At 57.8% G+C, this 22,913-nt stretch carries 11 protein-coding genes; 7 read left to right on the top strand and 4 right to left on the bottom strand.

The features are described from left to right. The first annotated feature begins 226 nt into the window (after positions 1 to 226). Both HU806_RS10780 and HU806_RS10775 read left to right on the top strand, forming a co-directional pair. Positions 227 to 1,678 carry an alanine/glycine:cation symporter family protein gene (locus tag HU806_RS10780; protein WP_186611361.1) on the top strand — a complete coding sequence of 484 codons (1,452 nt, stop codon included), beginning with the start codon at positions 227 to 229 and terminating at the stop codon, positions 1,676 to 1,678. A 131-nt stretch (positions 1,679 to 1,809) separates the two neighbouring features. Next, positions 1,810 to 2,814 (top strand): asparaginase, encoded by a 1,005-nt coding sequence (locus HU806_RS10775; RefSeq protein WP_186611360.1) that lies wholly within the window; start codon positions 1,810 to 1,812, stop codon positions 2,812 to 2,814. A 55-nt stretch (positions 2,815 to 2,869) separates the two neighbouring features. Here the strand turns inward: HU806_RS10775 and HU806_RS10770 are convergent, their stop codons facing one another. Next, positions 2,870 to 6,289: a dermonecrotic toxin domain-containing protein gene (locus HU806_RS10770; protein WP_186611359.1), complete on the bottom strand. Its 3,420-nt coding sequence runs from the start codon at positions 6,287 to 6,289 to the stop codon at positions 2,870 to 2,872. Between the two features lie 176 nt (positions 6,290 to 6,465). Here HU806_RS10770 and HU806_RS10765 point away from each other — a divergent pair, with 176 nt between their 5' ends. Further along, a complete protein-coding gene (locus HU806_RS10765) occupies positions 6,466 to 7,458 on the top strand; it encodes an AraC family transcriptional regulator (RefSeq protein ID WP_186611358.1) in 993 nt (330 codons plus the stop codon). A 146-nt stretch (positions 7,459 to 7,604) separates the two neighbouring features. Here HU806_RS10765 and HU806_RS10760 read toward each other — a convergent pair whose 3' ends face one another. After that, positions 7,605 to 7,772 carry a hypothetical protein gene (locus HU806_RS10760; RefSeq protein ID WP_186611357.1) on the bottom strand — a complete coding sequence of 56 codons (168 nt, stop codon included), beginning with the start codon at positions 7,770 to 7,772 and terminating at the stop codon, positions 7,605 to 7,607. Between the two features lie 51 nt (positions 7,773 to 7,823). Between HU806_RS10760 and HU806_RS10755 the strand changes: the two genes are divergently transcribed. The 4 genes from HU806_RS10755 to HU806_RS10740 all read left to right on the top strand — a co-directional run bounded on the left by HU806_RS10755 (position 7,824) and on the right by HU806_RS10740 (position 15,769). Continuing rightward, complete coding sequence (locus HU806_RS10755) at positions 7,824 to 8,378, top strand: hypothetical protein (protein ID WP_186611356.1); 555 nt, start codon at positions 7,824 to 7,826, stop codon at positions 8,376 to 8,378. 548 nt (positions 8,379 to 8,926) lie between these two features. Next, positions 8,927 to 9,958, top strand: a complete 1,032-nt coding sequence (locus tag HU806_RS10750) for a histone deacetylase family protein (protein ID WP_186611355.1) — start codon at positions 8,927 to 8,929, stop codon at positions 9,956 to 9,958. Between the two features lie 11 nt (positions 9,959 to 9,969). Next, the gene (locus tag HU806_RS10745; protein ID WP_186611354.1) at positions 9,970 to 11,070 is read left to right on the top strand and encodes a polyamine ABC transporter substrate-binding protein; all 1,101 of its coding nucleotides are present in this window, start codon (positions 9,970 to 9,972) and stop codon (positions 11,068 to 11,070) included. 109 nt (positions 11,071 to 11,179) lie between these two features. Then, a complete protein-coding gene (locus tag HU806_RS10740; protein ID WP_186611353.1) occupies positions 11,180 to 15,769 on the top strand; it encodes a dermonecrotic toxin domain-containing protein in 4,590 nt (1,529 codons plus the stop codon). A 40-nt stretch (positions 15,770 to 15,809) separates the two neighbouring features. Here HU806_RS10740 and pdxR read toward each other — a convergent pair whose 3' ends face one another. Both pdxR and HU806_RS10730 read right to left on the bottom strand, forming a co-directional pair. Then, positions 15,810 to 17,354, bottom strand: a complete 1,545-nt coding sequence (pdxR, locus tag HU806_RS10735; protein ID WP_186611352.1) for a MocR-like pyridoxine biosynthesis transcription factor PdxR — start codon at positions 17,352 to 17,354, stop codon at positions 15,810 to 15,812. A 194-nt stretch (positions 17,355 to 17,548) separates the two neighbouring features. Beyond that, a complete protein-coding gene (locus HU806_RS10730) occupies positions 17,549 to 22,849 on the bottom strand; it encodes a dermonecrotic toxin domain-containing protein (RefSeq protein ID WP_186611351.1) in 5,301 nt (1,766 codons plus the stop codon). Between the last annotated feature and the right edge of the window lie 64 nt (positions 22,850 to 22,913).

Genomic DNA, 22,913 nt, shown 5'->3' with positions numbered 1-22,913 from the left:
ACTGTGCAGACGGGCGTCGCACTGATAGGTATAGTGCCGCCCCTCTTCGCATGAGTGGTCGTCGTCAACGAGGCCTCATCAACATGCGAAAACCGAACTAATAACAAACCCGCGAAGTGGACCGGGACGAAACATCGCCTGACCTGTCGAGCCGTCTGCGGGCCGATGTAACACGATGTTTCCAAATGGCCATCATTTCTTAAACAAAAAACAGCGAGGAATACACATGCTCGAAGTCATCAACGACTTCCTCTCAGGGAAAGTGCTGATCGTGCTCATTGTCGGGCTCGGTGGCTACTTCACGATCCGCTCGCGTTTCGTCCAGTTCCGTCATTTCTTTCATATGTTTTCGGTGTTCCGAGACAGCCTGAAAAGCAGCACCGACCAGCTCAGTTCGTTCCAGGCCCTGATGCTCAGCCTGGCTGGCCGTGTCGGCGCGGGCAACATTGCCGGTGTCGGCATCGCCGTGACCCTCGGCGGGCCCGGTGCGGTGTTCTGGATGTGGGTGACCGCGCTGGTCGGCATGTCCAGCAGCTTCTTCGAATGCTCCCTCGGCCAGCTCTACAAGCGCTGCGACTCCGAAGGCCAGTACCGTGGCGGCCCGTCCTACTACATCCAGCACGGTCTGCAGAAACGCTGGCTGGGCATGATCATGGCGTTCCTGCTGCTGATCACCTTCGGCTTCGCCTTCAACGGCCTGCAAGCCCACGCCGTGACGCACTCGTTGAACAATGCCTTCGGCTTCGACACGACCTACACCGGCCTGGCCCTGGCTGCGTTGCTGGGCCTGGTATTCGTCGGCGGGATCAAGCGTATCGCCAAGGTTGCCGACCTGCTCGTACCGGTCAAGACCCTGGCGTATATCGCCGTGACCCTCTACGTGATCGTGCTGCAATTCGAACATGTACCGGGCATGCTGGCGACCATCGTCAAGAGCGCCTTCGGCCTGGACCAAGCCTTTGGCGGCCTGATCGGCAGCGCTATCATCATGGGCGTCAAGCGTGGCGTATTCGCCAACGAAGCTGGCCTGGGCAGCGCCCCTAACGTGGCAGCCGTCGCGTCGGTCGAACACCCGGTTGCCCAAGGTGTGGTCCAGGCGTTCAGCGTGTTCCTTGACACCTTCGTGATCTGCACCTGCACCGCGCTGCTGATCCTGCTGTCGGGTTTCTACACCCCGGGCTTCGAAGGTGACGGCATTGCCCTGACCCAGAACTCCCTGGCGGCCGTGGTCGGTGACTGGGGCCGAGTGTTCATCTCCGTAGCCTTGTCGTTGTTCGTGTTCACCTCGATCCTCTACAACTACTATCTGGGCGAGAACAACCTGCGCTTCATGCTCGGCGAAAACCGCAAGGCGCTGATGGCCTATCGAGCCTTGGTCCTGGGCCTTATTTTCTGGGGCGCCATCGAGAACCTCGGCACCGTGTTTGCGTTCGCCGACATCACCATGACCCTGCTGGCGTTCGTGAACCTGATCGCGCTGTTCCTGTTGTTCAAGGTCGGCATGCGCATCTTGCGTGACTACGACGATCAGCGTTCGGCTGGCATCAAGGTGCCGGTGTTCGACTCGAGCAAGTTCCCGGACCTGGACCTGGACCGCAAGGCTTGGCCTGCGACCCCTGCGGCGCCTGCCGTCGAATCTGGAAACGCTCCGGCAAGCCTGGCTGCAGCGCAACGCTGATCAACAGTCCGTTTGAAAAAAACCGGGCGCATCCCCTGCGCCCGGCGTGACACAACACAAGGTCGGCGTCATGCTCGGCCTTATGTTGTAGCAGCAAATGAAGCTGCTGTTTTCGTCCTCGGAGAACACCCATGAATGCCTCGACTTATCCTGCCGCCCAACACGTCATGGTGCTCTACACCGGTGGCACCATCGGCATGCAGGCCAGCGCCCACGGCCTGGCCCCGGCATCCGGCTTCGAAGCGCGGATGCGCGATTACCTGCACAGCCAGCCGGAACTGGTCGTCCCGCAGTGGCGCTTTCGGGAAATGTCGCCGCTGATCGACAGCGCCAACATGACCCCAGGCTACTGGCAGCAACTGCGCGAAGCGGTGGTCGATGCCGTGGATGTGCAAGGCTGCGACAGTGTCCTGATCCTGCACGGCACCGACACCCTGGCCTACAGCGCCGCCGCCATGAGCTTCCAGTTGTTGGGCTTGCACGCGCGAGTTTGCTTCACCGGTTCGATGTTGCCCGCCGGCGTGACTGACAGCGACGCCTGGGAAAACCTCGGTGGCGCGCTCGTCTCCCTCGGCCAGGGCCTGGCGCCGGGTGTGCATTTGTACTTCCACGGCGAACTGCTGGCGCCGACCCGTTGCGCTAAGGTGCGCAGCTTTGGACGGCATCCGTTCAAGCGCCTGGAACGCCAGGGCGGCGGCATCAAGGCCACCGCCTTGCCGACGCAGTTGAACTACAACCAACCGAAACAACTGGCCAATATCGCCGCGCTGCCGCTGTTCCCTGGTATCAGCGCCGAGATTGTCGAAGGCCTGCTGGGCAGCGGCATCCAAGGCTTGGTGCTGGAGTGCTACGGCAGCGGCACCGGCCCAAGCGACAACCCGGCCTTCCTCGCGAGCCTGGAGCGGGCGCGGGACAGCGGCGTGATAGTCGTGGCGGTCACTCAGTGCCATGAAGGTGGCGTTGAGCTGGACGTGTACGAAGCGGGTAGCCGCTTGCGTGGCGTTGGCGTGCTGTCCGGTGGCGGCATGACCCGCGAGGCGGCGTTCGGCAAGTTGCACGCGCTGATTGGCGCGGGGTTGCCAGTGGATGAGGTTCGGCGACTGGTTGAGCTGGATCTGTGTGGTGAGTTGATCTGACAGCTCGCAAGACCTGTGGGGCCCAGGCAGGCGCCCCACAGGCGTTTGCACACGACTACAGCGAGAGAAAAAAAGCCTTGGCGGCAGCGCTCCCGATGTTGGCTCGCCAGATCCTGTCGACGGCCTGGCCGGACTGTTGCTGAGCCCGCTGGAAATCAAGACCTCGCCCGCGCTGCGCGAAGGTTTTCAGATGCGCCTTGGAAAAATCCTGCGCGGCGGCGTCCTTTTTCAGATAGTGGAAGTGCGCGTACCACAGCACCCGGTTTTCATGCGTGTCGCGAATCTCATACTCCTGTAGAAAATCGGCACCTTTGCCTCCTGAAATATCCTTGCGATCGCCGATTCTGCGGATAGTGATCTCTTGTTCCTCCAACAAGTACTCCACCGCACCTACGTCTGGAAGTTTCGACTTGACCATCCTGATACGCGTGGCTCGTCCCAACCGGCTAAGTCGCTCGGCGGCAGCCCTCAGTGCATTGATCAACGCCCACGGGGCCTGATCGCCAAGGGACGCGGTCAACTGCGCAATCTCCTCGGCACAGAGATTGAACTCGGTCGACTTGCCCACGATCAGGTCTTCCACATCGATGGGAGGACGCTCGCTCTCGGCCAACCATCGCGCATCGCCAACCCGCTGGCTGAGCGTGGCCAACAAATCGCGGCCCTTTTTCTCCAGGCTCTTGAGCTTTTTGGCGGCACGCGTGCTCAACCCTCCTGCACCGCCCAGCAAGCGCGGGCCATACCCCAATTTCCAGTGGCCCTGCGCGTCATGCTCAAGCCAGGGGCCGGTTCGCGCCGGATGGGCAGGGTCGATGATTACCACCCCGTCAAGCCTGCGGGATACGCGGTACCAATCGCCCTCGACGAGGGCGAACCACAATGAGCCTCGTTGGTAGAGCCCGTTGTATTCACCGGAAGTCACCAGTCCTTGCATAGTGGTTGGCGCCGACAGCTTGAAGGTATCGAGCGTGACCAGCTCTTGCGCTGAAAATCTGGCACGTGGGCTCGACCATCCATAGACCAGCCTCGCTTTCGCGCCGAATGGACTCGCGGAAACGGACGTTACCGGGGCCTTGGTGATCGTATTATCGAGCGGGACAGGACGAATACCCGGCTCATCGTCGACGATAGGCAGCTCATCGAGGCGGGATATGCCCCTCAAACGCGAGCCCCCATGCACCAGGACCAATGCCAGGCTCATCAACACACCGGCCATCGCCTCCCAGCGGTTTTCGGCACGCTCGCTTTCCGCCAGTTCATGGAGGCTGGCCGTGAGCTGGACCAGTAGACCGATCATCATCACCGGACCGTCAAACAGCGGCAACAGCAGGTTGAACGCCACCCACGCGAACTGCTTGAAGCTGTCCCAACGGGCCTGAGAATCGGCGACGGAAGCCCGCCTGGCCTGGTCAATCAGCGCCTGGGCACACGCCTGGTACAGCGCGCCGGCAATATCGCCCTGCAGCGCCTCGCTGGCGAGCAAGGCGGGGCCAGGCGTCGGGAGGATGTCGAAATCGGAGACAACCAGCCGGCCTATGTGCGGCTCTTGAAAGCCGCCATTGGCGTAGACCCGGCGCGCAGAGGGCGCCAGTCCGGCGAGAACGCTTTGCTGCAATGCCCCGGGGGTTTTGATGGCGGTGAAGAGTGCCGCACACGAGGCGAACTCGATCAAGGGTGTGGGCGAGGCAGGCCGATAAAGGACTTGGGGCCCCTGATTGATGTCCTTCGGGCCGATCACAAACACGTTGCTGACCCTGTTGGGCGTCGCGTCAGCGTGAGGCAGGAACGCCAGTGGCCTGATCACCGACTCATGCCCGGCATCCGTCGCCGACCGCGACACCGCGATCACATGGCGATAAGCGAGGTCCGTCAGGCTCTTTTTGATTTTCAGTTCCAGTGCCAGCAGCGGCAACAAAATGCCCAGACTGTCGCTGAAGTGTTTCTGCCTGCGGGCCCGCTCCAGGGGGTCGTCCAATAACCGACGTTGCAGCATCTGCGGATAGTTCTTGCCGATATCGGCCCGCGAGGTCAGGTTCCGCAGATAGTCATAGGTCATCCAGGCCGGTGGCTCGCCGCCCTGGTAGGTGATCGTCGAGAGGACGTGGGGAAAGGCACCGAGGTTTTTTATCGCCAGTTGGGCAAACGCTTGGGTTTCCCGTTCATAGGTGGGCGGTGGAAAAGGCGGATCAGATATCTCGAACGATGAATTGCTCAACCGAGACAACGTCACCTCGATATCGCTCACGCGGATATTCGTGCGCGTGCGGTCATCCTCGAGCATTTTCTCCTTCAGCGCCTGCTCGGCAAACTCGAGGATCTTTGGAATACCGGTCATGAATGACTGGTTCTTTCGATGCAGGTTCGCCAGCGATGACAACAGACGGCTGTAGGCACTGCGATCAACCAACGAAGCATTCTGGAGCCATGCGGGGAGCCTGTCCCACAAGGCCGACAGCCTGGACTCATGCCCTGAGCGAAATGCCCCGAGCAAAAGACTCGGGCTGGAGATCTGCGCCAAGCGGCGCTCGAGGCTGGCCGAATCGGCGAAGTCGGCAGGCTTGATCGCCGCCATGAGCTGCAACTGACGCTCCAGGAGGCAAAGGGTCAAGGCGTCGAAAATGTCGTGTTCGGGCGTGTAGTTTCTCAACTTTGAATGGCGTGCCGAGGGCGAACCGAACCAGGACGTTTCCAGGGCCGACACCGAACTGAACCGCTCAATCCCGCCCGACAGGGAGTACAACAAGGCGATTGCTCGCTCACCTGGATGACGGGTCATCGATATCACCAGAACATCATCCGGACGAGGGTTGTTGCTGTCGCCATCGTAGACAAATGTGATGCGCGCCTGGGTGGCGGCATGTCCCAGGCCCCGTTGTCGCTGTGTATTGTCCGGATAATCGAGGACAGCCTGAACGGTCGCCAGCTCTTCGCCGACAAGCCCCGACGCGGCCTGTCGCAACTGAGCGCGGAACAGGTCGGACAGCCTGCGCCAGACGCTGGTAACGCCGGAGCTCCAGAACGCAACCAGGCGTTGTTGATAGCACTCCAACAACAACGGTGCCCATTCATCGATCATTTGTTGGATGTCGTCCAGCGCTACGCTTTCCTTCCCGGGGCTTTCCGCGCCGGCGGATTTCGCCAGGAAACTTGCTTGGCTGAACGTCCGGGCGGCCGCGCCGCGACATCGCTCCAACAACAAATCCGTCAGCCCATGGGCGTTGTAGCCGATGAAGCGTTGCTGGCCCTCTTCCACGCGCCATTGCGGCTCAAGAATGACCGCGCTGGCGGCGCTGATACCCAAGGTGGGGTAGCGCTCATCGAAAATTTCCTGGAGCGTAAACCGCGCGGCCTCCATCAGGGTTGGGCGCGATGAGAACAGCAGGTGCACACTCAAGGCCAATGAAGCGAGTGTTTCATCATCTTGCAGGGGACGTCGCGGACCTGGATCCGAAGGCGCAGCGTTGGAAGTCGGCATGGCTATTTCCATATAGTCAGGTGAATGGAAGGCCGTCGGCAGCCAACAAAAGCAGGCACCGCGACCCATCACCTGCAAGCGTAAGCGGCCCTTGAGCACAGTGTGCGGTACCCGGTTATCGCTTTTACCGGCATGCAACTTGCTCCGTTTCCAACTTCCCCAAGCTGGAAACGGACATGCTGCATTCCCACCTCACCACGCTCAACGCTGTCTCCCTGGTGCTCAACGCCTTCAAGAACGAAGGCTTGCCCAGCGATGCATTGTTGGCCGGCAGTGGTATCAGCGCCGCGGACCTGAGCCGGGCCGATACGCGCATCACCACCAACCAGGAGATGCAGGTGTGCGCCAACGCCGTGGCTTACAAGCGCGACATCGGCCTGGAACTGGGCCTCAACATGCACGTTTCGTCTTACGGCATGCTCGGATACGCCCTGCTCACCAGCGCCACCTTAGGTGACGCTTTGCGCTTGGCGCTGCGTTACCCAGCGCTACTGGGAACACTGTTTGAGCTGGCATTGGAAGACGACGGCCAACATATCTGGCTCAGCGCCAGTGACTATCGGGAAAACCCGGCCCTGGCGGTATTCAATGCCGAGTTCTGCATGGTCTCGCTGAAGGTGATCTGCAACGACCTGCTCGGCCACGCGCTGCCCTTGCGTGCCGCGCGGTTCGAGCATCCGGCACCGGACTATCACACACGCTACGGCGCGCTATTCGATTGCCCGGTGCGCTTTGACAGCATCGACAACGCCTTCGCTTTCGATCGCCTTTGGCTGGAGCAACCCTTGCCTTTGGCCGACCCGATCACTCATCACGCCATGGCCGAACGCTGCCGGCGGCAGAACACCGAATTCACCGGACGCCAGGCCTGGCTGAGCCGGATCCGCCAACGGCTCGCCGCGCAACTGGACGCCGCGCCGGGCCTGGAAGGCTTGGCCGAACACATGAACTGCTCGGCGCGCACCCTGCGCCGACATCTCAAGGAGCTGGGTTGCAGCTATCAGGAACTGCTCGATGAACTGCGCTTCGAGCGAGCCAAGCAGATGCTCTGCGAAGATCAGTTGCCGATCTATCGGATCGCCGAACTGCTCGGCTTCAGCGAAACCGCCAGCTTCCGCCATGCGTTCGTGCGCTGGAGCGGCGTGGCGCCGAGTCAGTTCAGGCCGTGATCCGCGTTGGTTTCAACACGATCCCCGTGGCGAGGGAGCTTGCTCCCGCTGGGCTGCGGAGCGGCCCTGATATCTTGCGGTCGCTGCGCAACCGAGCGGGAGCAAGCTCCCTCGCCACGGGTTGTGAGGCGCTTCTGAAGGATTGCTCAGCCCCCATCCGCCAAGCCACGCATCCTTGCGCCTTTGCCTACAACAACGCCAGAAACCGCCGGCTTGTGCGCCTTGCCCTCAACCCCTATCGTCTCCTCGTCGCTGATATCAGCGAACGGCTTGACGGCCAACCCCGTCAGTAATTGCTGAAATACTTTAAGCATCAGCATTCTTTTTGAGGGGGTGCAAAAAAAGTTGATATCAAGGATTTAGAAGTGGGGAAAGTTACACGGCGCAAATATGAGGAATGGCGGGCTTATGCCAGTGCGGCCCGCACAGCTTCCAACGAGCTATTGACGTTGCTAGCACACGAACCAGCAGATCCCGAACGAGCGTCTGGTGTTGATTTTGCACTGGTGCGCTTCGGCAACATCGATGCTGATGCACTTGAACAATTTAACCGATGGGAATCAGACCATGGTTTCCCCTGGCATGACTCTCCAAGGGTCATCAAAAGCAATGCCCGACATCTTGACCTTGCGCTGTGGTACGGGAATTTACTGTGCGGTCTATGCTTCGCCACGCCCAGCGGCAAACGCACCGTTGTGCGGATCAAACTACTGGAAGGCCATCCCAAGCGGGAGGGTGGTTCACACCCTTTGAAGAGAAGAGTCATCGAGCTTTGCGTGCTTGCCGTTACTCAGTATTGCAAGATCATTGGTGCGGAACTCATTGAAATAGATAGTCCGTTGCCCGGTGCAGTCCCCATATACGTCGAAAATGAATTCCAGATGATAAACGGTGCCCTTGTATTGACTCTCGATGAGTAATAGCATCGTTTCAGAGGTGATCAAAAAATGAGCAAGTTGAAAGCAACCCAACGCGGGAAGGCCGGTAAGCATAAAGGGCAAGACAACCTTGGCTGCTTGTACGTACGCGGCTTGCGCAAAGCTCGTGTCACAAGCTCAATGGATTTGCGGATACTCGACCGCATCCGTCGAGGGTCCTCCGATGAGCCAGATGGTGCACTCGCAGGCTCGCGCTCGGTCAAGCTTTCTGCCAGCGCGTAAACCACGACAGAGTAAGGATTAGGCGGCCCATCGGCCGCTTTCTTGTTTAACGGCTGACGACAAAAAAAGAAGCTGGCTTTCAAGCTGGAAGGCTTGCTGCAGCACCTCTTCGCGACCCCATCGTTATATGCCCTTGGACAGCCCTGGTCCGCAACGCCCCGAACCAGCGCACGCCCGCGCCAACAAGGGGCGATTTACGGTCAAATATTTTGGCCGTTTCGATCCCCTTTTGGCCTCTCCTGCCGTTCTCCGAAACGCTGCGCGCCGCAAGACTGTGTTTCAGCGAATCAGCCCTGCGGAGAACAAAAATGCTGACGATCTATTCCGACGATCACCACCTGCACCACGGACGCTGCGAGTTGATGGATGGGCAATTGATGCCCTGCTTCGAAATGCCCTCCCGGGCCGACCATGTGCTGGACCGGGTCAAGACCCAAGGCCTGGGTCCGGTCAGAGCACCCGAGGATTTTGGCCTGGGGCCAATCCAGCGCATCCATACCCCGGCGTACCTGGAATTTTTCCAAGGCGCCTGGGACCGCTGGACCGAATTCAACCGCGACGGTGACTTGCTGCCCTACACCTGGCCGGCCCGTACCCTGCGCCCCGTCATCCCGACCAGCCTGCACGGCCAGCTCGGTTATTACAGCTTCGACGGCGGCGCGCCGATCACCGCCGGGACTTGGCAGGCGGCGTACAGCGCAGCCCAGGTCGCCCTCACCGCCCAGGCCGAGATCCAGCGGGGCGCGCCCAGCGCGTTCGCATTGTGCCGGCCGCCCGGACATCACGCCGCCAGCGAGTTGATGGGCGGTTATTGCTACCTCAACAACGCCGCCATCGCTGCCCAGGCGTTCCTTGACCAAGGCCACAAAAAAGTCGCGATCCTCGATGTCGACTACCACCACGGCAATGGCACGCAATCAATCTTCTACGAGCGCAGCGACGTACTGTTTGCCTCGATCCACGGCCATCCGGAAGCCGAGTTTCCGTTCTTCCTCGGCTATGCCGATGAGCGCGGCGAAGCCGCCGGCGAAGGTTTCAACTTCAACTATCCTTTGCCCGCAGGCTCCGGCTGGGACACGTGGAGCGACGCCCTTGAGCAAGCCTGCGGCGAACTCCAACGCTACGACGCCGATGTCATTGTCGTCTCCCTGGGCGTGGACACTTTCAAGGACGACCCGATTTCGCAATTCAAGCTCGACAGCCCGGACTACCTGGCGATGGGCAAGCGCATCGCGGCGCTTGGCAAGCCAACCCTGTTCGTGATGGAAGGGGGCTACGCGGTGGCAGAAATCGGCATCAACGCCGTGAACGTTCTCGAAGGTTTCCAAAGCGCCCAATGAGGAATAACAGTATGAACAGACTCAAGCGTTTGATGGCTCCAGCCCTGTGCGCCGCGCTGCTGAGCGGCGTGGCGCTGGCCGAGGAGCGCACCTTGCGCGTCTACAACTGGTTCGACTACATCACGCCCAAGGCCCTGGAGGATTTCAAGGCGCAGAACAGCCAGGTCAAGTTGGTCTATGACATCTTCGACACCAACGAGGCCCTGGAGGCCAAGCTGCTGACGGGCAACGCCGGCTATGACGTGGTGGTGCCGTCCAATGTGTTCCTGGCCAAGCAAATCGAAGCCGGGGTATTCCAGCCCCTGGACCGCAGCAAGCTGCCGAACTGGAACCACCTTGACCCCAAGCTGATGAAGCTGATCGAAGCCAACGACCCGGGCAACAAGTTCGCCGTGCCGTACATGTACGGCACGATCCTGATCGGCTTCAACCCGGACAAGGTCAAGGCCGCCCTGGGCGACAACGCGCCGGTGGACAGTTGGGACCTGATCTTCAAGGAAGAGAACATCAGCAAGCTCAAGCAGTGCGGCGTGGCGCTGCTCGATTCGCCGTCGGAGATCCTGCCCCTGGCCTTGCAGCACCTGGGCCTGGACCCCAACAGCAAGAAGCCGGCGGACTACGCCAAGGCCCAAGCGCTGATGATGAAAATCCGGCCCTACATCACCTATTTCCACTCGTCCAAATACATGGCGGATATCGCCAATGGCGACATCTGCGTGGCCGTCGGGTATTCCGGCAGCTTCTCCCAGGCCGCCAACCGCGCCAAGGAAGCCAAGAATGGCGTGACGGTGGACATGCGCCTGCCCAAGGAAGGCGCGCCGATCTGGTTCGACATGCTCGCCATCCCTAAAGGCGCAAAGAACCCAGGCGACGCTTACACCTTCATCAATTACTTGCTGCAACCGCAGGTGATCGCACCGGTGAGTGATTTTGTCGGTTATCCAAACCCGAACAAGGACGCCACCGAAATGGTTGACCCGGCGATCCGCGGCAACCCCAACTTGTACCCGACTGAAGCGGCCATGACCACGCTCTACACCCTGCAACCTTTACCCAGGGATGCCGAGCGTGCGCGCACGCGTGCCTGGACGCGGATTAAATCTGGCCAGTAAGGCGCGCTATACATAGTTACCACCTTCTGCGTCCCGTGCCTCTCTAGCATGAAAACCCCGAAGCGTTCGGCTTCGGGGTTTTCTTATATCTCGAGACCGGGACACTCAGATGACACTCGATTCTATCGACACAGACCCCATATCCGACGCAAGCATCAGGGCCGCCCTGCTCAACCAATTGCTTGCAGGCCCCAGCTATCCGGAAGTGGCCGCCGAACTTCTGCGCGACGCGCTCAAAGACCTCTATCCGTCTTTGGACCTGGACCCATACACAACCGTCCTCGGCACACCGGACTGGGACATCATCGACGGCGAAATCGTAGAGCTCCCCACCCGTTATCAATCGCTCAGTAATTTGCTGGCCGAGCGTGCGGACGCGAACCTGCCGACCTTGTTGATTGAAGGGCTGCACTTCCTGACCCAGCTACCTATCACCGTTCCCGAGGTGCATTTGCCGGTGCGCATCGACCAGATCGGACGCCTGATCAATGAGCTGGTGCCCGTCATGCCGACGGCCAGCCAGGAAAAACAACTGAACTACTGGAACGCTCCATTTGCCAACTACAGTGCGCGCTGGCAGGAACTGTCCGGCACGCTGCGCAAGCTCTGGAACGTCAAGCAGGTCGAAGGCTGGAGCGCCACCGAATGCGACATGGCCAGGCAGCTGTTTCTCCACCCGTCCTCAAAAGACCGCGAGGATAAGTTCGACAGCCACGCGTATCTGATCGACATCGATATCGTTGACGGCGAACGGGCAACCCGTGTGAATGAAAATTCGCTGGTGGTGCTGATCGGCCTGATTGACAACAAGGAAGTGATCCTGACCCACTCGTTGCTCAACGGCTACGAGCGGTTCGACTCGCGCCATGCGTTGGGGCAATCCCTTCCAACCCACCTGGGTGGCCTGAACCGCGGCATAAAAATACGGTGGCAGCTGTATGAGCCCAGCGGCAGCATTTTCGACAGCAAGGCCTGCGGGCTTGTCGCCATGCAGGTCAGGATCCTCGGCCTCTCCCACGTGGAGCTGTATAAGACCTTCACTGAAATCGAACCATCCACCAATGGCTTGACGACCGGCCCCGGAGAGCAATGGTTCCAACATCAGATACCCGAGTGGCTAAAGGAAGCATCCGAGGCCGACCAGATTCTGTTCGCCCAGTACATGAAAACCCTGTCAGCGCTAAGCAGTTCCCATGCCGGCAAAACCTATCTGGACGATATTCCCGCCATTAAGGAATATGCCTCGGCCGCCCTGAAAACCCAGATGCAACTCGATCATCGCGACGCTTCGATACCCGCCCCGGAAAACATCGAAATCGAAATAAAAAGCCCCGTTGTCTGGGGAACCTTTGTTGTTCCGTTCCAGTTGGACACGACCCGGTTCAATCTCGTCGATCTGGCCTTGCAAAACTTGATAGCACTTCCTTCGGGCAATAAGACCGTGAGCGCTCGCGACGGGACCGAATTACCCAAGTGGGTAACGGTGGATTACGTTGAAAAGCTCATCACTCAGGTCGATATCGGCCGGGTTTATCCGCAGTTGATCAAAACCAAACTGCTTGACGATCCGACGGAGTCGAGCCGTCGAGAAAAGTTGTTTACCGAACAGCTACGCGTACAACTGCCGCTGCTTGCGCTGGAAGGCAAGTTGCGGCGCCAGGGCAATATAGATGACCGCGGATGTCGTTATGTCGCGGCGCTGATGGAGCCTTTGGAAGCCGACCGCAAGGTTGACGGCCAAATCATTGTCCTGCGCAAACTGGCGTTCGTGCCCGAGCTGCAACTGGGTCTTTCCGAGGACATCGTTGCCAACATGTTCGTGATTGGCCCACAGGTATCGAGCGCCGGTCCTTGCCTGCTTTACCGCCCCTTGCTCGAACCGCAGCTGTGCCAGTTCCCCTCGTTCAGCAACCTGTTGTATGCCATCAAGCAAACCGCTTCCTTGCGCCAATCGGTGCTGGCATGGCTGCCCGACGGTGTGCGAGAAACCTACAGCCGATATGTTTTTCCTGGCGCCCTGCCCTCGCCTTGGGCCATCGTGGATTTCGTGGCGACTCCAATCACGTCATTGGCCACTGCCGGCCCCGTCACGCTCAGCGAAGAGACCCTGGGGACCGACTTTATGCCGCTATTGTTCAGGGCCAACGCCGACGCCTTGATCACGCTCGCCGACCGTCAATCAGTCTCTAATAGCGAGAACCGCTGGGAATCTTTCAAACAAGCGGGTTGGCTGATTTTCAATCTGGCGTTGCCTTATCTCGGGACAACGGCGAACACCACGGTCTGGCTCTGGCAAATCATGAACGACCTTGAGCAACTGACGCAAAACGACGAAGCGGCCAAGGGCCAGGCCAAGTGGGAAATATTCGTCGATTTGCTGCTCAACGTAGCCCTAGGCGTCATCAACGTTGCCATCGAGCGCAACCGAGCAAAAAACCGTAGCCGTCCGACAGAGGCGCCGCAAATCGTCCCTGAGCGCAATCTGCCAGAACCGGAGCCCAAGCTATCGATCGAGACACTCGCGCCGCTCGTACAAAAAGAGTTGCCGCAGGACCATTACGACGTCATCCATACCAGCGGCGCGTTGATGGGTAAATCCAGGGAGGACATCAGTCAGCTCGAGAGTTTCAGCATCGATGCCCCCGACGACCCAGGACTCCCCACGAGCGAAGGCGCGCTCAAGGGGCTCTATCAGAAAGATCAACATTGGTACGCGAAAATGGCGGACAAATGGTTCGAGGTCGCCGTCGAGGCAGAGCAGGTCAGCATCAAAACACGTTCCGGGCCTGCGCTGGTCAGCAACGTACATGGTCAATGGCGCATCGATAGCCGATTGCGTCTACGCGGCGGCGGTTCAAAAAGCTCCAGGCAAAAGGTCACCCTCAACGCACAACGCCGAAACATCGAGTTGCTTGGCGAACTCCAGATAATTGAAGAAGCAAGACGGGCCAACGAGCGCGTGTTGACCATGGATGCTCAAGCCATGGAGCGGGCCCCCGACACAACCAGAGCCATTTTCCGTGACGTCTACTCGCAGACTTTGGCAGCACAGCGGGGCACTTACGAAGAGGCCCTGAAGCGATTGATGGAATGGCCGGTTTTCCAGTCAAGACCCGGTTATGCCCGATGGGGTGTTAGCTACCTGGATGCGCAGATCAACTACACCTTCGCGGAAATGGCCATGCTGCAAGAGCGCTTTGTCCCGGCCATGGAGCAAGCGAGGAGCATGACCCTGTCTCGGGTCAAGGTACTGGAACAACAGCACATCGACGCCGCCAACAGCATGATTCAGATCGGCGACGACATGATCGAGCGCCTGGACTACATAGAGACTCGATATTCCAAGCTCAAGGAACTCGGGGAGGGGGGCTTCGAGATCGTCCGGGACCATCGCCTAAAGATGCCTCCCTACCAAAGCGACGATATACGCCTGCTTCAACTGGATATGTATCGCCACCTCTGTCTGGCTATTGAAAGCGTCGACACGATGCCTGAAGGCTGGCAGGAGATTAACCAGCAGATCGACAACACGATGGTGGCCTTCCAAACCCTGCGCGACGCGCTCGATGAGCGCAGCAGGATCCGGTTGGATGAACAAATCGACGCACTCGGTAGCCTGACGGAACAGTTCACCGGGATCGACGAGCACCTCGACTACATGGATAGCGAATACCAGGACAGCGCTAATCTTCAGCAACTCACTGGCCTGCGACAGCGAATAGGTGATCTCAAAAAACGAGCGTTGCGTGGTTTGGCCCAAGCCCTCGATGAGCGCAGCCGCAAGCGACATACGGCGACTCTTTATAAACAACGTCCCGGGCCCAGAAAGAAATTTATCAGGACTCGCTTTTGCGGCTTCGTCAGCGGTGTGCCTCGCCTTTCCAGCGCGCACGAAGAAACGGGTTGGCTCGACGTGAAGAGTCCGCTCACGGGTGAAGTCATCGCCACATTCCACCGTAAGGAAACGGGCGAATGGGTCCAATATAAAACGTCCGACACGCCACTGGCGGTTCCAGCCCTGGAAACAAGCGTTTCAAAAGGCCAAGCCCTGATTGACGGACTGCCTGCCTTCAAGGCGCGAATCGAGACAGACCTGCAGCAGCCAGAACGTACACCTGCCGGCATCGCCATGATCCTGAGCACGCATGCACGCCGGATGGAAACGGTCGGGATAGCCATCAGGAAGGCCCTTGATCAGGTACAAGGTGTGACCACGAATGAAACGGTTGAACCGCCACCGGAACAACAACGCTCGGCCGAATCCTTGCGATTGCAACTTAAAAGAGAATCGACCGCGCTATGGGACCAGGAATACGAAAGCGTACTGAGTCTCATCAAGCAGAGCCCACCAACCATGAGTGGTGTTGTCTGGTTGAAAGAGCGAAACCTCATTCGTATTACCAAAACAATCAACCGACGACGCATCAAAAACCCGCAAACGCAATTCCTCGACAGGTATGAAATCAAAGACAGAAATACCGGAAAAACGCTCTGGTTCGCAGACTTCAACTATTCCACGCCTTGGGTTACCGCGCGTTTTTATCTTTCGGCGCGCCTGAAGACGTTTGAGCAGGTCGGGTCGGGATTCGCCGATATCTCTACGGATGGATTGAGCCAACGTCAGTTGATCGATCACTACCGCAGCGAAATTGCCGTGGACCAAGCCTTACCGGTATTTTTCTCAGAGAAACGTTCATAAGCACAACGCGGCCTGCGATGGATGTCTCGGTTGCGGGCCGTCAGGTTTTCCAGGCCGTTACCAGGCTCGCCAGCGCGGTGCCGATCGCTGCGGGCGGGACTGCCGCAAACCCCAGCACCAGCCCAGCGCTGACTTTTCCAGATGTAGTGGGTAACCAATAGCCACTCAGGCCATTGATTTCGACACCTGCGTTTGCCGCCCGGGCGATCAGTTCAGCTTCACGCTCGATACTCTCCACGGGAACCGTGACATGCAGCCCGGCCACGACCGTGGGCATGGCGCCGACACCCGGAACGGCCTTGGGCCAGCCTGCCAACAGCGCATCACGCCGCGCCAGGGCGGCGCGACGCATGCGCCGGATATGCCGCTGAAAATGCCCGGCGGCCATGAACTCGGCCATCACGGCCTGGGTGCTGACCTCGGAGTGGCGCACGTCCACGGCACGTCGGCGGGCGAAGGCGTTGACCAGGCCTGGCGGCAGCACCAGGTAGCCCAGGCGCAAGGCCGGGAACGCCACTTTGCCGAACGTGCCGACGTAAAGCACCCGGCTCTGGCGGTCCAGCGCCGCCAAGGGCGCCAGGGGCGCACCGCTGTAGCGGTACTCGCCATCGTAGTCGTCCTCGACGATCCAGCCGTCGTTGCGTTCGGCCCAGGCCAGCAGTTCCAGGCGTCGTGGCAGGCTCATGACCACCCCGGTCGGATATTGGTGGGAGGGGGTGACGTAGGCCAGCCGACAGTGGTTCAACGCACCGAGCGCCGTGCAATCCAAGCCATCGCTATCAACCGGCACGCCCCTGACGTTCGCGCCAGCAACGGCGAACGCATGCCCCGCCGCGCGATAGCCGGGGTTTTCCACCGCCACGACGTCGCCCGGGTCCACCAGCAGCTGTGCACAAAGGCTAATGCCCTGCTGCGCGCCACTGGTGATCACAATTTGCTCAGCCGTGCAGTGCAGCCCGCGGGAGCTGCGCAAATAAGCGGCGATCAACCCGCGCAAGCGTGCGTCCCCTTGGGAATCGCCATAACACAGCTGTTGCAAATCCGGCTTGCGCCAGAAAGCCGCATTCAGCTTGGCCCAGACGTCGAAAGGGAACAGATCGAACGCCGGCACTCCGACCCTGAATGCTCGCGGCGGGCCACTGGGTGGCGGGGGTAAATGGTGGTTTTCGACGCGGTTCAAGGCATCACTGTGGATAACTTTACTGGATGGACTCACAGGTAAATCCAGCCAATCTGTGGATAAAGCTGTGGGTAAGCCTGTTGAAAAGCCTGTGGATACTTTTGTGGATATGTTGTGCAGCGGCAGGGTCGTCGAGGACAGTTTTGCCACGTAAGTGCCGTCACCGACCCGCCCTTCGATGAAGCCCTCGGCATAGAGCTGGTCATACGCCCGCACCACGCTGTTGCGCGAGATCGACAACGCCGCCGCCAGGTCGCGGCTGGCCGGCAGGCGTGTGCCGCTGGCCAGGCGTCCGTCCAGCACCCGGGCACGCAGCGCCTGGTACAGCTGGCGGCTGAGCCCATGGCGGCGGTCCAGTTCGATGCCGGCGGGGTTGAAGGACAACGACGGTGTAGCGTTCTTCATGACTTCCTCGCGGATGGGCCTACCGAATTGACCAGAATGGTTTTTCAACACGAACCTGCCTGGAATGCCCGCAATTGCCAGGGAAACCACAAGTACAACCTTAACGGGTCTGAACCATTGTCCTCACAAGCCCCTGCGTCGTCGATACGATTGCCAGGTCCTTCACTGAAAAACCTGGCAACGCAGCGAGTGAATCAGCTATCAGGTTTTTTATACTGGTAAACCCAATCCGGTAGCCTTTTGTACCGCATGACATGCGTTACGAAACTCAACCAATTGTGTTCCGCTCGATTATTCGAAAGCACAAACTGATACAAACTATCCCGAACATCCGCCGCAATGGTCTGATCTGCAAGGATGCTAGCAACGATTTGATCCGCACTGCGCGCATCGTCCGCAAGGCTAACGATTAATGCTGCTGTGAAGTCCGCCTCGGAAGCCAACGAGTTCTGCTGCCTAAGCGTATGGAGAATATTGCTATTGCTATAGTTAAGACTGATCAGCTCGCCCCAAACTCTCTCGGCCTGTTCAGGCGTGAAGTTAGACCTGAGGTCATTTAATAGAGTCGGGTCGCTGAGCAGCATATCAACTCTTCTACCTACGGGCCTTTCGCCGGGCGCACTGAAAAAATTGATGAGCGCCGGCATATCCACGTCTGCCGATGAAGGTTTAAGAAACTTGAAGAAACTCACCAACTCTTCCATTCGAATAACAATTTTTCTTACCACATTATGGCTAAACAAGTGAGTCCACTGAATATCGATATTGCCGGTTGCCAGCAACTCCTGTAGACGGCTACTGGAATATTTTGCAATCACTGTCAGCTTGCTTGAACTGATCGCCGTATCACCTACCCATCTTGCAAACACCGCCACGGGCAATTGTCCACCCAGATTAGCTGAAATGACCTGCGAAGCCAGGAGGAGCTCAGCTCGAGCCAGGATGGCTGGTCTACCGCGAAGAGATGCCAAAAGCAAATGGGTCATCCGCCAGACCCTTTTTTCATACCGGTATATACCCATCAACCGGGAAGCCTCCTTAACCTCCTCACCTGTACGATGCCTCAACCTATCGGCGATAGCCTTCAACTCAGATGGATACACAAGCTCCTTGCCGCCGATACGCTGCAAGCGCTGAATACTCCCCAACTCGCCATGTAACTTCTGTTCATACAAGACATACCCCATCGGATTCCTAGGGTAAAAACCAAGTAGATCACCCGCCGGCAGGCCATATTCAAGCAGAATGTGCATCAGGTCCCTATTCAATTCAAAAAATGGGTCGGCGAGCATTGAACTCAACATCCCCTCATCTGCCTCACCCGCCAGAACCCTGCCAAGAAAGGATCGAATTAATTTTAGTTGCCCAGACGTATAAGGAGTGTGTACCGGCACTGATCCAAAGCGAGGCCGGTCGGATACCAAGCCGGCAATTTCCCTCAATATATCCTGCTGTACTGCAACAGGGACTGCGGGTGAGCCCAGGTATAAACGGAGCGGTAGAAACAATTCGTTCGGCTTGGACTCTCTGGAAAAAGTAACACTCAGAAGCTCTAGCGACTCCCTGCCGAGCAAATTGTCCAGCGTGGATTCGATTTTTATCAATGGCTGTCGCGTCTCGATAAAATCGAACAAGTGGCTATTCAGACGAATGTACCTGGCTGATGCGACACGCAATCCCCGCACCGAAAAATCAGCTCTGCCCTCAAGCGCATTCAACCCCAGGGCAACGGCCCTGAAGAAACAATCTCCATCCCTGGGTACTTGTATCGGTTCTGCATTGTTGGCTTGAAGCAGTTCGTAATGGTTGCCGCCCCTGCGCCTCAAGACTACATCCGTATTGAAATTCAGGGCGTTGTCGAACCGATAGGTCGGAGCCGTCTGCGGAACAAACCGCATCGTAGAGGCTTCTCTTCCTCGGCGCTCATCAATGATCACCAATCCCCGACCCCGAGGCCAGCTCGGCAGATTGGGTATGAACTCTGGAACCATATCCATTACCGAGTAATCCCATTCACCGGATCGTTCTACCAGATCGGCCATATCCTCGATCGACCGGGGAAGAACCGGCTCTGAAGAGCGCGCAGGAGTAGATCCCGCTGGTCTGGAGGGCCCGGGTTGAGGCGATGGACTCCTTGAGCGTTTCCGGCCTCCCCCCCCAAACCCAAATCCTACAGCGCGCCATTCACCATCGGACATTCGCGCTACGGTGCTTCGCATCACGCCACTGGAGTGGATACTCAATCCGGTATTGGGGTCAACAAGAGTGGCCTCGGTTGCATTCAACCTCGTATTATCGTGCACCCGGAACACTGTCCCGTCCGGTTGTCGCAGATACACAGGGCGAGCAGTGATGGTGCCGGTGGTCACATCCTCAACAGTCGGGCGATAAAACCCACCGGCGTCCGGGGTGGACCCATGTATGACCGATCTGTCGACTACCGCATAACGGCTATAAACAGCTTGTTCCAAGGGTTGTCCGTTCTGCACCTCGAGCCGCCTCAAGCGTGCCGTCATGCCAGTGAGAAGAGATCGACTTCGTGGCAGCCCCACGATGCCGCCAACGGGGCGCCGCGCTATACCGAACGCGGTCAGGTATTTAACGATACTCAGGTGCAACGGAATTCGCCCGGTCTTCGACACCAACAGGAACAGCCCGAAAAAATTACGAAGAAACGCAAAGGACGACGCGACGCTCGTGAGCGCTTCGTACGCTGTCATTGCAAAAATGGCGATGGTTTGATGAAGAATTTGCCGGTTGCTGGCGGAGCGATGGTTCGCGTAAGCACTCAAGAATTTGATATGGGCGGCATACAGCGCATCAGCAAGATTACCGGTGATTAGCGAACCACGGACCAAGGGCGCACCACCTCGCTGCCCTAATACGCGGTTTAGTTCTTCAGGATCGTTGGTGGCAATGCGAGAGGAAAAGTAGTCCCGCCAGATTTCAAGCTGCAAGAGTTGTGCGATGCCGCCGCCAAGATTCGGAAACTCGTGATAATCATTGCTATCAGGGCTGTCTGGGAAATAAACGCCGACAGTCCCTTCAATATCTGGCCCTTTTTGATCCGAAAAAATCAACACACCATCAACGCTGGTTGAACTGCCCATCGTGCCATGGTGGTTTCCGGCAGCTACGGTACCGCCGAGCAATAGACCGTAGACGTAGACTTTTCGCCCCCCGACTTGCGCGCGGTCATCTTCCGATGCGGATGACAGAACGGCTTTCCACCAGAGAGTGACCAGCTTTTCATTTTTTGCAGGCTTGACGTCCCGATCGATCGCCGTGACGTTGGATGCTTCATCGCTTCGGAGCATGGCCTCCTGGCACTTGAAGCTCATGTTGCCCTTATACGCGTTCCACCAGGCTTGCTTGTAGTCTGGTGCACCCAGTTTCCCGGTGAGATAAATCTGATAGCTGCCGCCGATGTCGAGGCTCTTCGCCATTTCGGCAAGTTCAGGTCCGTTCAACACAATGAGGCAACCGGTGACGGGATGAACAATGGGTCGGCCCTTTTCATCGACAAGTTGAACAGGCAACAGCTCCCTCATCGCGTTCGGATACTGACGAGGCCGAAGGTTATCCAACATCAACTGGGTCAAGCTGGTCATGCGCGATTGCGCTAATCTGCACACGCCCCCTTGGAATAGCGTGATCAATGATTTATCCGGATCGGGATCTATATCAACGTGCCAGTGGGCCCGGAGATAAGCGTTTATCTTTTCGCGGGCAAACTCCAGGAGCGTCTGGACACGCTTAAGAGCGGCGCTCTCATCAGCCCCTACTGCTTCAACCTCTAAAAGCCGATAGATTTTTTTTTGTGAAACCGACGCAGTTTTATAAGCGATGGGGCGACTATTCTTGAACAAGGTATCAACACGAGCAATCAAAGGGCCATCGAGCGCCAGCATCGGTAATTTAAGCGCTGCTTCAGTAGCCTCAGCAAAAGTATCCACGTCGTACCGTGCTTTTTCTGGGGCCTTGAGAACGGCTTCGAGCGCGGAGTGTTGGAGCCGCAGCAGGTCTTTTGCCGCCGCCTCGAAAACAGGCTCAATGAGTTCAATATCGATGTGCTTTATTCTCCGCTCCCGCCCTTCATGGGAAGGATTTACTGACTCCATGAGTTCTGAAAAATCATCGAACCGCTGTAGTCCTCCTTCCAGGGAATAAAGAAACAACGTCTGTTGGTCAATTTGTTTTATTACCATTGCAGCGGGCCACTTTTGCGGCACTCCGCCCTCCATCTCAAGCATGACTTCATATACATGAGGTATGCCTTCCCTGTTCATCAACCTTTCCCTGCTAGCCTTTGATGGGTGGGTCATGATGATGCCCAGCAGGCGATCTTCACCACGCTGCAGGTTTCGGCCAGTCAGGCTGAGTCGGGACGAGGGTTCTCGATCAGCGACATATAAGTCGAATAGATATGAAAAACGTTGGGAAAGCCGAAGGGCGAGCGCCTCTTCAGCTGTGGAGCCGGCTGATGGTTCGAGCGTTTTTCTAATATTTTTTTTATAACGAAAGGCGGCAAGATCATCAAGGAACTGACGCCTTACTTGGTAATTGGTTGTCGGGTTGGAAATATTGAATGCCGAATCCATGGCTTGCATTGTACTTTCATCAATCGGAGCGACGAATAGACTGTCGACCTCTTGCACGGTGTCTGGGCGAGTGAAGAATCCTACGCCCCCTACAGAGAAACCTGGGGGCTCGTTATTTAATAAACACGCCCGAAGCGTTTCGCTAAAAGTTTTGGATGAAACGAGCGTGCGTCGTCCACGCGCATCCGTGGTGAAGCTGTTCACGTACCAATTACCGATATCGTTATCGATATTCTGTAGCACTGGCTCATGGAATTTGCGCGGATCAACGTTTTCCATGATCAATTCGACCAGCAGACGGTTAAGCACCGTGTCGAATGTCGGCAGGCCGGCGAACAAAAGAGCCAGGTCCGCCTGATGGGCATCTAGAAGTCTGAATGCTCTGCTTCGAATATCCTCATTGGAATTTGGTGGACCCTTTCCATTCCCCTTCTCAGCGGTAACAGCCAGATGCTCTCCCCGGTAATCTGGAGGGATACCCATCTGCAGTTTCGTCAAGACGCTGTTTGATAGGGCAAGATCATTAACCCGAAGCAGCGAAAAATCCAATCTCATGCGATTTCTGTAAGGAAAATCAATCCAACTTTCGCACCGGGCTGAGCTCGCGAGCGTGGGAACCACCTTGCTTTGATAGGCGTAAAGGAAGTTTCGTGTAACCGCGGCCCGCAAGGGAACCAACGCCGTTTTTTCTTCAACAGCCCTATCGGCTGCTGTGATTTCTTGATAAGACACGCGAACCTGAGCGTCACCGAGGAGTTGCAACTCAAGCAACCACTGATCCGCAAACTTATGGGGTTCAAATGCATTGCCGTCAGGCAACAGGTTTAGAGGGCTAAGTGTCGAAAATTTGGGCTGCAGTGCCGCGCTTGATTCATTTGTAAGGAACGTAGACATAAAGGCTCCGGTTTTGATTGAGGAACCAGAACCCTACGTTTGCGCTGGGTCAGTAAAAGCATAC

It is taken from the genome of Pseudomonas sp. SWRI154 (assembly GCF_014268645.1).
In the GTDB taxonomy this organism is placed as follows: Bacteria; Pseudomonadota; Gammaproteobacteria; order Pseudomonadales; family Pseudomonadaceae; genus Aquipseudomonas; species Aquipseudomonas marvdashtae.
The sequence above is the reverse complement of the archived record's forward strand: the minus strand, read 5'-3'. Positions and strand labels throughout refer to the sequence as shown.

Excerpts from the sequence above, each read along its gene's own strand:
- HU806_RS10765 (WP_186611358.1), top strand. The coding sequence starts at position 6,466 with ATGCTGCATTCCCACCTCACCACGCTCAACGCTGTCTCCCTGGTGCTC.
- pdxR (WP_186611352.1), bottom strand. The coding sequence starts at position 17,354 with ATGAAGAACGCTACACCGTCGTTGTCCTTCAACCCCGCCGGCATCGAA.
- HU806_RS10740 (WP_186611353.1), top strand. The coding sequence starts at position 11,180 with ATGACACTCGATTCTATCGACACAGACCCCATATCCGACGCAAGCATC.
- HU806_RS10770 (WP_186611359.1), bottom strand. The coding sequence starts at position 6,289 with ATGCCGACTTCCAACGCTGCGCCTTCGGATCCAGGTCCGCGACGTCCC.
- HU806_RS10745 (WP_186611354.1), top strand. The coding sequence starts at position 9,970 with ATGAACAGACTCAAGCGTTTGATGGCTCCAGCCCTGTGCGCCGCGCTG.
- HU806_RS10750 (WP_186611355.1), top strand. The coding sequence starts at position 8,927 with ATGCTGACGATCTATTCCGACGATCACCACCTGCACCACGGACGCTGC.
- HU806_RS10760 (WP_186611357.1), bottom strand. The coding sequence starts at position 7,772 with ATGCTTAAAGTATTTCAGCAATTACTGACGGGGTTGGCCGTCAAGCCG.
- HU806_RS10730 (WP_186611351.1), bottom strand. The coding sequence starts at position 22,849 with ATGTCTACGTTCCTTACAAATGAATCAAGCGCGGCACTGCAGCCCAAA.
- HU806_RS10780 (WP_186611361.1), top strand. The coding sequence starts at position 227 with ATGCTCGAAGTCATCAACGACTTCCTCTCAGGGAAAGTGCTGATCGTG.
- HU806_RS10775 (WP_186611360.1), top strand. The coding sequence starts at position 1,810 with ATGAATGCCTCGACTTATCCTGCCGCCCAACACGTCATGGTGCTCTAC.